7 protein-coding genes are annotated in these 10,791 nt (G+C 65.5%); 1 reads left to right on the top strand and 6 read right to left on the bottom strand.

The features are described from left to right. Window positions 1–164 precede the first annotated feature (164 nt). Window positions 165–1,418: an MBL fold metallo-hydrolase gene (locus ASE50_RS14740; protein ID WP_056402148.1), complete on the bottom strand. Its 1,254-nt coding sequence runs from the start codon at window positions 1,416–1,418 to the stop codon at window positions 165–167. A 4-nt stretch (window positions 1,419–1,422) separates the two neighbouring features. Further along, window positions 1,423–4,023 carry a TonB-dependent receptor gene (locus ASE50_RS14745; protein ID WP_056402151.1) on the bottom strand — a complete coding sequence of 867 codons (2,601 nt, stop codon included), beginning with the start codon at window positions 4,021–4,023 and terminating at the stop codon, window positions 1,423–1,425. Window positions 4,024–4,162: 139 nt separating this feature from the next. On the opposite strand from ASE50_RS14745, the gene ASE50_RS14750 reads away from it, so the two are divergent. Continuing rightward, on the top strand, window positions 4,163–5,281 hold the full coding sequence (locus ASE50_RS14750) for an ROK family transcriptional regulator (RefSeq protein WP_056402155.1): 1,119 nt from the start codon (window positions 4,163–4,165) through the stop codon (window positions 5,279–5,281). 228 nt (window positions 5,282–5,509) lie between these two features. On the opposite strand, the gene ASE50_RS14755 is transcribed toward ASE50_RS14750, so the two are convergent. The 4 genes from ASE50_RS14755 to ASE50_RS14770 form a co-directional block, all read right to left on the bottom strand. After that, window positions 5,510–6,538 (bottom strand): phytase, encoded by a 1,029-nt coding sequence (locus ASE50_RS14755; protein ID WP_056402158.1) that lies wholly within the window; start codon window positions 6,536–6,538, stop codon window positions 5,510–5,512. Beyond that, the gene (locus ASE50_RS14760; RefSeq protein WP_056402162.1) at window positions 6,538–9,327 is read right to left on the bottom strand and encodes a TonB-dependent receptor; all 2,790 of its coding nucleotides are present in this window, start codon (window positions 9,325–9,327) and stop codon (window positions 6,538–6,540) included. Before ASE50_RS14760 ends, ASE50_RS14755 begins: the two co-directional genes overlap by 1 nt. A 169-nt stretch (window positions 9,328–9,496) precedes the next feature. Continuing rightward, window positions 9,497–9,940: a peptide-methionine (R)-S-oxide reductase MsrB gene (msrB, locus tag ASE50_RS14765; RefSeq protein ID WP_056402511.1), complete on the bottom strand. Its 444-nt coding sequence runs from the start codon at window positions 9,938–9,940 to the stop codon at window positions 9,497–9,499. Window positions 9,941–10,002: 62 nt separating this feature from the next. Then, window positions 10,003–10,713, bottom strand: a complete 711-nt coding sequence (locus ASE50_RS14770; RefSeq protein WP_056402165.1) for a dienelactone hydrolase family protein — start codon at window positions 10,711–10,713, stop codon at window positions 10,003–10,005. Between the last annotated feature and the right edge of the window lie 78 nt (window positions 10,714–10,791).

The following is a 10,791-nucleotide window of genomic DNA, read 5'->3' on the forward strand; positions in this document are numbered from 1 at the left end:
TAAATTCAATGTCGCAAATTATTGCGGCGGCTTGATGACGGTTCCAGCGATCCGTTCGTTCGAAGGACGCGTCGCCGATCATCGTTAGAGCATGACCGCCACGCGGGTGACGAAGGCAATGCTGCGGCGATCGCGTGACGGCGGCCATCGGTGCCTTATTCCCGCTACCGGCTGAGATAGGGACCGAAACACCTGAGCACCGTCGGTGTCTGCGCGCGGGCGTCGAGCAGCAGCACCCGATAGCTGTCGCCGTCAGGGGCGACGCGGATCAGGACATGCCCGCCTTCGCCCGTGACGGTCCGGTCCAGCACCGGCCCCAGCGCGACCCGCGTCGCATCGAACACATGCGTCGCGAACAGATCGCGCGGTCCCGGCCAGAGTGCTGGTGAAGCGATGCGGTGAACGACCTCTCCGCCGGGCTGGTCGGTCGTGTATACCTGCTCGACCATCACCCGCGGCTGTAGCGTGGCCAGCAAGCCGCTGTTGGTGCCGTCGCGATTGCCGTGATGGTCGAGTGCCATCGCATCGATTGGCCCAACCAGTGGGGCGATGGCGGATTCGGTATCGATCGTGTCGGGCGCATAGGGCTCGTCCAGCCCGGTATTGTCGCCGCCGGTATAGTAATCGAACCGGCCGTAGGACAGGCGCAGCGCGATGCTCAGCGGGTTTTCCTGCGGATTGCCGTCCTTGCCGATCGCGCGCGCCGGATCGAACGCGGTGGTGACGCCGCCATGCCCGTCCATGATGCGTACGCCGGCCTTGATCCCCAACAGCTTGAAGGTGGGATAGGCCGCGGGTGCGCCTAGCGTGATCTGATCGGTGTGCCCGATCGAGAGCGGGGAAAGCCGGGTGCCACGATGGTCGTGCAGATAGCGTGCGAACGCGGCATAGTTGCGGATGCCGGCGTCGTCGCGGGGCGCGGGGTCGCCGGGCTGGAACCGGTCGACCAGCGTACCGATCGGCAGCACGTCGCCGACGTCGGTGATTCCCGACAGACGATAGGCGCGGGTCGCGGACCAGGGGCTGGCCGCCACGACCGCACCGACATGATCGGCGTGAAAATGCGTGAGGATCGCATAATCGATGCGCCGATGATCGCGCGGTGCGGTCTGCCGAATATAGCGCGCGATCCATTGGCCGGGGCGAAGGCCGGCATCGGGCACGGCCGGTGCCAGCTTCAGCGGGGCGTTCGCGACCTCGATGCCTTTGGGATCGAGGTCGCCGGCATCGATCAGGATCGTCGTGCCGTCGGGCGCGACGATGAAGGTCGCATTGCCACGCCCGGTGTGGATGTGATGGATATCGAGCGTGCCGGGCGTCCAGGGCGTGAGCCGGTGCCGCGGCACGGCACCCGTCCGACCGGCAAACACCGATCCGACGAGCGCCGCCACGAACAGGTTGCGTGAGAGTGTCGGCATGGGTTCAGAACCGGAACTGGGCACCGACGGTATAGGACCTTCCCGACTGGATCGCGGAGAGGAGCTGATTGCGGTTCACCCCCGTCACCTCGCGCCACCAGCTGTTCGTCAGGTTGCGGGCCGCCACGAAGACCTCGATGCGCGTGACCGGTCGCACGGCGATGCGCGCGTCGATGCTGTCATAGGACTGGATATAGGTGTCGCCGGCCGCGGTAGCACCGACCCCGCCGTTGAACGCCTGACCACGCCGCGCATAGGATAGCGAGCCGGTGAACGGACCCTTGTCGTACACCGCCATCGCATTGGCGATATAGGTCGGCTGCTGGTTCAGCGCGCCGATCGTGCGCCCCGATCCGTTGGCGTTGAGCACGCCGAGCCTGCCCCACAGCCGGGTGTAGTTGGCGCGCAGCGTGACGCCGTCCAGCACCGGCGTCAGCCCGGTGAAATCGCGCCATTCCGCGTTGAGTTCGAGGCCCGTCACCTTCGAGCTGGCGGCATTATACGGTGTCGACAGCTGTGACGCGACGCCGGTCGTCGGATCGTTGGTCGTGGTCGTCAGGAAGTAGATTTCGCCGCTGATGTCCTTGCGGAACAGGCCGGCTGACAAGAAGCCGTGCGACAGGTAGGATTCGACCGCCAAGTCGTAATTCTTCGCATGGCGCGCCTTCAGGTCCGGGTTGCTGCCACGGATCAGGACATTCAGGCTGCTGAAATTGTTGATCGTCAGCCCCTGCGCGAAGGTCGTGAAGGTCGGTCGTGCGATCGTCTCGGTATAGGCCGCCTTCAGGCGCAGCACCGGCAGCACGTCGACCGATGCCTGCACGTTGGGCAGGAGATAGTCATAGCTGCGGTGGAAGCTGACCGGCGTCGCGACGCCGGCCCTGAGCGTGGCCGTCGCATTGTCGAACGCCGTCTTCTCGTAGCGCACCCCGGCGAGCGCATGGACGATGTCGCTGTTGTAATGGACCGCACCATAGCCCGCGATGACGTCCTCGGTCAGGTCGAAGCTGCCCGTCGGCGACGTGGTACGATTGTTCGTGCCGTTGGCCCTGACGAAGTTCCAATAGGCGTCGTGATCGACATAGACGATGCCCTGCCCGTCGAAGGTCGATCGCTTGCCGCCATCGACCAGTACCTTGTCGAGCGTATAGGCGGACCCGGACGGCAGGGTGTAGTTGTCGGCCGACTGGTTGAACACGCGGTGCAGGCGGCGCCAGTTGACGCCCGTGGACAGACCCAGCCCCTCGCTGAACGGAAAGCTGTTGAAGCTATAGTCCGCCCGTGCGGTATAGACCTTGTCGGTCATCGGCAGATGCGTGACGACCGCGGCAGACGCCGGGTTTGCCGACCAGTTCGCCGAATTAGACAGCCCGTTCGCGGGATTGAGCGCGAGATCGACCTGGTTCTCACCGATCGCGTAGGTGCCGGCGAGTCCCCCGAAGGTATAGATCGCGCCGTTCTCCAGCGTCTCGTCATGGTTCGACTTCTCAACCGATCCCACCAACTTGAGCTTCGAATTGTCGCCGACCTTGACCTCGCCACCGGCGGTCGCCGTCATGAGTTCACGCGAGATCGAATATACGCGGCTATAGGCCTGCGCGCTCGCGCCGGTGAAGCTGCCGCGCCCCTCGGCGGTGGCGGTCACATTGGCCGCGTTGACCGTGGTTCCGCCGCGATAATTGTTCTGGACGATGTCGCTGTTGAAATAGGTGCCCTCGACGAAGCCATAGAAGCGATCGGTCGAGCGCGCTTCCAGCTTGCCGAGCAAGCTGTAGCCCTTGTCGTGAATGTCGAAATCGCCGCGCTGGAGCGCGCTGGTCGGCACGTCGATCTCGCCCCGAACGATATAGGCGGAGGTGTTGTTGTAGGTCTGGCTGTAGCGATCGTCATGCCACGACGCCGCACCGACGAACCCGAAGTCGCCGTCGGCCCCGAAGGTCCGCTTGACGACGAGGTTGCCGATCTTGCCCGGCCCGTGGCGGTCGGGTGCGCCGCCCTTGTCGAACAGGTTGAGGCCGAAGTCGCCCTTGGTCACCGCCGCACCGCCCAGATCGAACGCGCGCAGCGTGTTGATCGACAGGTGCCCGCCGATCGAGTTGGCGTCCATGTCCGGCGTCACCGTCTTGGTGACGACCAGTTCGTTGATCGCCATCGCCGGCACGGTGTCGAGATAGACGGCGCGGTCGTTGCGCGTGGAATCGAAGAACATGCCACCGTCGAGATCGACGCTGTTATAGTTGCTGTCGAGACCGCGGATCGTCGCATACCAGCCCTTCTGGAACTGGAAGCCGCGCTGCAGCGACACGCCCGGCACGCGTGCCAGCGCGTCGGCGATGGTCTGGTCGGGCAGCTTCTGGATTTCGAGCGCGCCGACACTGTCCACCATCGCGAGGCTGGAACGCTTCGCGTCCTGCGGCGCGCGGCTGAGCCGGCGCTGCCCGGTGACAATAATGTCGTTCTGCGGTTCGACGTCCGGCTGCGCGGTCGCCATCGCCGCGCCCGCCTGCCCGCCGGGATCGCCGGCCACGGTCTGGGCAGTCGCCGGTACGGCGATGAAGATCGCGCTGGCGAGCAAGCCGGCGCGGCGCTGAATGGTGATGGTCACGATATCCCCCTTGGATCGAAGCGGTGCAACGGATCGCACCGGGTCGACGGCTCCCTACCCCGCGATCATGACACTATTAAGTACACTTAACTTAATACTCGTTTGGCGTGAGGCTGCCATTTGGATAGACGCGACCGGGATGGCTTCCCTGTCCCCCCTTCGATCGCTGACCATAGCGGACCGCCGGCTTGCCGCCCTGCTGCTCGATGACGGGCCGATGCTGCGCAGCGAACTTGCCCGGCGGATCGGGGTGAGCCGACCGGCGATCACCCAGATGCTCGCCAGTCTCGACCGATACGGACTGGTCGAGGAAGGGGAGGCGACCCGGGGAACCCGGGGACAGCCCGCCCGCCCGGTCGGCATTCGGGGAAATGCCGGTTATTCGGCCGGGGTCAGCTTTTCGCACAGCTATCTCGATGTCGCGATCATCGACATTACGGGGCGTGAAGTCGCGTTTCACCGGGCACGGCTGACCGAGCCGACCCCCGATGCGGTCGCGGAGGTTGCTCGCCTCGCGCTGGCAACGGCACGCGCACAGGCGACTATCGGCACCGCGGATCTGATCGGGCTGGGCTTTGCGCTTCCCGGCGATTTCCGCGTCGACACCTTGGAGCTTCAGGCGCACCGGTATTTCCCGGCGTTCGATCAGCTGGATGCGCACGCATTCTTTCAGTCGCGCTTCGCGGAACCGGTCTTTATCGAGAATGACGGACGTACCAGCGCGATGGGCGAACGGCTTGCCGGATTGGGTCGGGGGTGCCGCGACTTCCTGCTGATCCATATCGGACACGGCGTCGGTGGCGGTCTTTTCCTCAACAATCGCCTGTATCGCGGCGCGCATTTCAACGCCGGCCCGCTCGGCACGTTCTTCCCGCTGGATGCGCCGCGCCCCTCGGGACAGGATCTGCTCGAGACGTTACGCAGGCGCGATATCGCAGCCGGCGACTTCGATGCGCTGGACGCCATCGCCGACGACCATCCGGGGGAAGTGGAGGCGTGGTGCGTTCGGGCAGGCGGACAACTCGCTCCCGTCCTTCGTCACGTCGCCGATCTGATCGACCCGGCCTTCATGATCGTGGGTGGCCGCCTGCCTGCCCGGCTGTTGGCCAAGGTGGCACGCGCCACCGGTTTTCCGTCCGAAAACGCCCCGGTGCGGTTCGCCGGTCAGGCCCCGATCGTCCGACCGTCGTTGCTGGCCGCACGCGCGGGAGCGATCGGAGCCGCTTCGATTCCCGTGCTGGATCTTTTCTACCCATAGCTTGGGAAAAGCGGAGGCGGCGGCTCGGGCCAAGAACAACGGCGAACGACTATAAGTTTCGCCGAGGCCGCACGGCGCGTCGAGACCCCCGATGCCGAACTGCGCGCCGGCCATGATGCCTGCATCGACGCTGCCCGTCGCGACATGGCGCGTTTCGGCCACACAAGGCGCCCCCGCGCTGGTCATGAGGATGCGCGGGGCAGCCGTCCGTACCGATCGGCAAGCCGTTCAGCGCAGCCGCAACACCTTTCGCACCTTGTCCCATGCTACGAATTTGAAGTTCTGTGTCTCCGGCGCGTTGTCGCCGTCCTGCGCTACCATCAGGCCGTGGCGCAGGCCGGGGCCGAAATCGCCGAGCATCAGGTCGATGCCGTCGGTCTCGCTGGTCCCGTCGATCGCGCCACCGCCGATGCGGAAACGCCCGGCATAGCTGAGCGCCGGCAGGCGGTAGAGGGTGTAGGCATTGTCGCCCTGGCTGCTGACGACCAGATAGCCGCCATCGCGGCCCTTAGGGGCCAGTGCCAGCCCTTCGGCATCGGCGACCAGCGTCGTGCCGTCGACCTTCGCGACGGCCATGCCGGTGACGGGCGCGGCGGGATCGGCGGCGAAGCGCCAAAGGCCGATATCCTCCTCGGCGACGTAGAGCAGCCCCGTCCGGTCGTCGACCACACAGCCCTCTGCCTGCGTGCCGACCTTTATCGACCGCACGGTGCGGACCTGCGGCGTCGCGCCGGTCGTGTCGATCGACACCTGATCGATGCGGCCGTCCTTCATCACGACGAAGCCGAACAGCGCGTGATCGCGCGCGCGGGTCCACAGGCACATGCCATAGGCTTCGCCGGGACCGACCGGATAGCGGCCCATCGGCACCAGCTTGCCCGCAACCGTATCGAGGGTGAACAGCGCGACATGCGCCTCGCCAACGTCCGCACGGTCGCTGGCGACGGCGATCACCCTGCCGCCAACGTCCCGCAGGTCGACATTGTTGAGCCGCGCGGCAGGCGTGAAGCTCAGCCGTTTGCCCGACAGCGCATAGACATGGATACCGGCCTGCTTATCGGTGCCGATCACGAGGCTAGCGGCCGGATTGCGCCGGTTGCGCCAGATGGCGGGATCGTCGGCGGCGTCGGCAGCGGTGTCGACCGGATCGGTCTCCGCCACTGCGGCGACCATCGGCACAGCATTCGGCGTCACCGGCGGCGGGGGCGTTACCGCACACCCGCCGAGCAGCAACGCCGCGACCGCGAACCGCCGCATCAGAAGTTCACCCGCACGCCGGCCTGATAGCGGCGGCCGAACGTCTCACGCTCGATCGTGTAGCGGGCGTCGCGGACGTAGCGACGGCCGGGACCGTTCAGCAGGTTGCTGAAATTGCCGAACAGTTCGACCTGGCTGGTGACCGCATAGCGCAGCGAGGCGTCGAGTTCGTTATCCTTTGCCCAGTAGAAGTCACCGCCGTCGACACCACGATTGACACCGTTGATGACATCGAACGCACCCAGATCATCGAGCCATCGCGAGCGGTTCTGATACTGAACCCGCGCCGAGAAGCCGTATTTCTCGTAATAGGCACCGATATTGTACACCGCGTTCGACGCACCCGGCAGCGGTACGCGGCGGCCATCGGGGGTCTCGGCGCGGCTGCGGTTGAGCGTGGCGTTCAGCTGTATGCCGAAGCCGCCTACCCAGTCGGGCAGGCCGAGATCGGTCACGAACGGATCGAGCTGCTGCTGGATCGCGCCCTCGACACCGAGGATCGAGCCGTCGCCGCCATTGTCGATGGTCGAATACAGGTATTGCGACCGGTCGACGCCGCCGAAGTTCAACAGATCATTGCCAACCGTCCGTGTCGTGTCGAACAGTACGCCACGCAATCTCTTGTAATAGGCGCCGAACGACAGGAAACCGCTGGGGACAGCATAATATTCGACATAGGCGTCGACGCCCATCGCCTTTTCCGGCTTCGCTGCCGGATTGCCGCCCTCGATGGTGAAGTTTCCGTCATTGATCGACAGGTTCGGACGAAGCTGATCGTAATCAGGGCGTGCTGCGCCGGTGCTGAACGACAGCCGCGCCTTCGTATTTTCATCCACGTCGTAGTTGATGTGCAGGCTCGGATAAACCAGCGTCTGACTGGTTTTCACTTCGAGACGCTGCGGTCCGGTGCCGAACGCGCCGGAGTCATTGCGGATATGCTCGATCCGCGCGCCGCCGACGACATTGCCCCATTCGGTGACGACCGTCGCCATCGCATAAGCCGAATAGATGCGCTCGTTCACGTCGTACAGATTGGCGGTCTGATCGACATAGCGACCGACTGTCTTGGCGCGGTCGACGAGGTCGAGGAGCTGGTCCTTGCCGAAATACTGGAAGGTGTAGCCGAGCGGGATTTCGCCCTGGAAGCCGCCGGGGATCGCGATCTGGCCATAGCTGGTGGGCAAGTTGGCGGCGGTGAACTGCGCCGCGCTGTTCAGGTCAAGCAGGCGTTCGTCGACCGACTTGGTACGATCGTCGAAGCGCAGGCCGACCGCAAAGGTCGTCTTGTCGCCGAACAGGCCGTCGACATCATGCTGCACATCGACGCGTGCGGTATAGGCGTCGGTGGTATCGGCGGCGAGCAGCGAGCGCAGACGCGACAACGAGCGCGGGAAGTCCTCGATCGCGGTCACCTGCGCACCGCGGGCAAAGGTGCCGTTGGCGTTGCGGATGGTGCGGAACAGCTGGACCCGCGCCAGTTGCGGATCGGTGAAGTCATAGCCGACGGTCAGGCGGTTGGCGGCGTTCGCGCCGTTGGTGCCGAACGACGGGCTGTCATAGTTCAGCTGCGCCGGCTGGGTCCGGTCGTCGATCGAGCGGCTGTAATTGGCCCGCCACGACACGCGCCACGTATCGAGATCATGGTCGCCGCCCAGCGTGTTGGTGAACACCGACTGCTTGTACGCGCGCACGGTGAAGTTGGAATTGAGGTCGATGCCGTACACCGTGCCGGCGAGCGGGGTGTTGACGGTGCACACATCGGCATAGCCGGTCGTGCCGGTGGCCGGCGTGGCGTTCACGGCGCAGGCAGCGGTGCCGGTGGGCGTACGCGACTGCTGATCGTCGAGATCGAAGATATAGTTGTTGCGCTGTTCGTCGTCCTGGAACGCCGAATAGATGGTTTCGGCGAAGATGCGATGGCCCGGTGCCGGCTTCCAGTCGAGCCGGGTCGACAGCGCATAATTCTTGCGGACGAGGCGATAGAGCTTGTTCTCGGTCTCGCGCGCCCAGATGCGATCGGCAAAGCCCGGCCGCGCGTCCTGCGCCACGGTTTCCCAGTCGGTTTCGAAATTGTCGGTGACCATGCCGCGCCGATAGAGGCTGGCCGACGATGCGATGGCGAATTCGCCGATGCCGGTGTCGAACCGGTCGGACACGACCAGCGATCCTTCGAACTCGCGGCGGTTGCCCAGTTCGACGATGCCATAGCCTGCCTTGCCCGCGACGTGGAAACCGTTCTGGTCGAAACCCGAACGGGTGATGATGTCGACGTTACCCGAAATCGTTTCGCCGACCATGTCGGGGGTCACCGCCTTGCGGACGATGATCTGCTTGGCGATGGCCGAGGGGATCGAATCGAAGCGCGCGGCGCGGCCTTCGGGGCTGACGACGTTCACGCCGTCGAACGACAGCGTGGTCCAGCGCTTCGGCGCGCCGCGCAGGTTGACGTAGCGGGCCTGACCCTGGTCGCGCTCGACGCCGACGCCGGGCAGGCGGCTGATCGCCTGAGCGATATTCTGGTCGGGCAGGCGACCGACCGCGTCGGAGGCGATGACCGAGACAAGCGCGGTGCTGTTGCGCTGGATTTCGAGCGCGGCGGCTTCGGATTCGGCGATCGGGCGGCTGCCGCTCACCACGATTTCCTGTTCCTCTTCGGGGGCCACCGGATCGGCGACGACCGGCATATCCTCGACCGGATCGGCCAGCGCGGCGACGGGCAGGAATGCCGCGCCCGTCAGCAATGCGCGCACGACGACGGCCCGCGAGGACCGGGCGAAGATACCAACCATGTCAGAAAGCCCCTTGTTAGGGGAGCGTTAACGCTCCCGCCTTGGGGCTGCCCCTGACGTCGGGGGGTGAAACGACGGTTACGGCCGCGTTACGTAATCATTACAACGGGCGCTGTTGCCGATCGGCAACAGCGCCCGCCTTTCGTGACCAGAAGGGAGCGTAGTTCGTCTATCCCTCTACCTGATCGACATACGCGCCATAGCCTTCGCTCTCCATCGCTTCGCGAGGGACGAAGCGCAGCGCAGCGGAGTTGATGCAGTAGCGCAGGCCACCGCGATCACGCGGACCATCGGGGAAGACGTGCCCCAAATGACTGTCGCCGCCCGCCGAGCGGACTTCGGTGCGGACCATGCCGTGCGTCGTGTCGTTCAGTTCGGCGACATTGGCGGGCTCGATCGGCTTGGTGAAGCTCGGCCAGCCGCAATGCGAATCGAACTTGTCGGCCGATGCGAACAAAGGTTCGCCCGACACGATGTCGACATAGAGGCCGGCGCGCTTCTCGTGCAGATATTCGCCGGTGCCGGGCCGTTCGGTGCCGCTCTCCTGCGTCACATGGAATTGTTCGGGAGTCAGGCGGGCGATTGCCGCCTCGGTCTTGCGATATTCGGTCATCATGGGCTTCCGTACTGGGGTGCCGGATAGATGGGGGCGCGACAGCGGGTTCGCAAAGCCGGTCAGAACAGCTCGCCAAGGAACGCGACGACCGACGCCCAGGACCGGCGATCGGCATCGGCGTCATAGGCCATGCCCTTCTCCGGCGCAGCGGCATGGGGGTTGGTGAAGGCGTGCATCGCCCGGCCGTGCGCGTGCAACTGCCAGTCGGCATGCCGCGCGCCCATTTCCTCGGCAAAGGCCAGTACCTTGTCCGGCGCGGCCATCGGGTCCTGCCAGCCATGTTCGACCAGCACCTTCGCCGCGATCGGGCCGTGACCGCCCAGATCGTTGCCATCGAGCATGCCGTGCAGGCTGACCACGCCCACCACGCCGTCGGCCCCGCCGCGCGCGAGGTCGAGGGCGCACAGCCCACCGAAGCAATAGCCGATCGCCGCGATCTTCGTTGCGTCCACTCGGTCGAGCGACGCGGCGAACGCAACGCCTGCGCGCATCCGCTGCAACAACGCGGCGCGATCGGACAGGAACGGGCCGATCAGATGGCTGTTGTCGCCCGCCGGATCGCCTTGCACGTCCTTGCCGAACATATCGATCGCGATGCCGACATAGCCAAGTTCGGCGAGCCGCTCGGCAGTCCGATGCTCGTCCTCGCCGCGTCCGGCCCATTGGTGCGCGATCAGCACGGCGGGGGCCGGGCCGTCCCCGGCGGGGAACACCACGCCCGCCTGCAACACCGTGTCGCCGTCGCGATAGTCGAACTGCTGCACCGTCATTCGTCCTGCTCCATGATGGGAAAGTCGCGCGCTGAACGGTCGGACCGGCTGGGGGGTTGCGCGTGGCCGGGTCCGCTT

Origin of the sequence: Sphingomonas sp. Leaf5 (assembly GCF_001421155.1) — a bacterium.
GTDB lineage: Bacteria > Pseudomonadota > Alphaproteobacteria > Sphingomonadales > Sphingomonadaceae > Sphingomonas.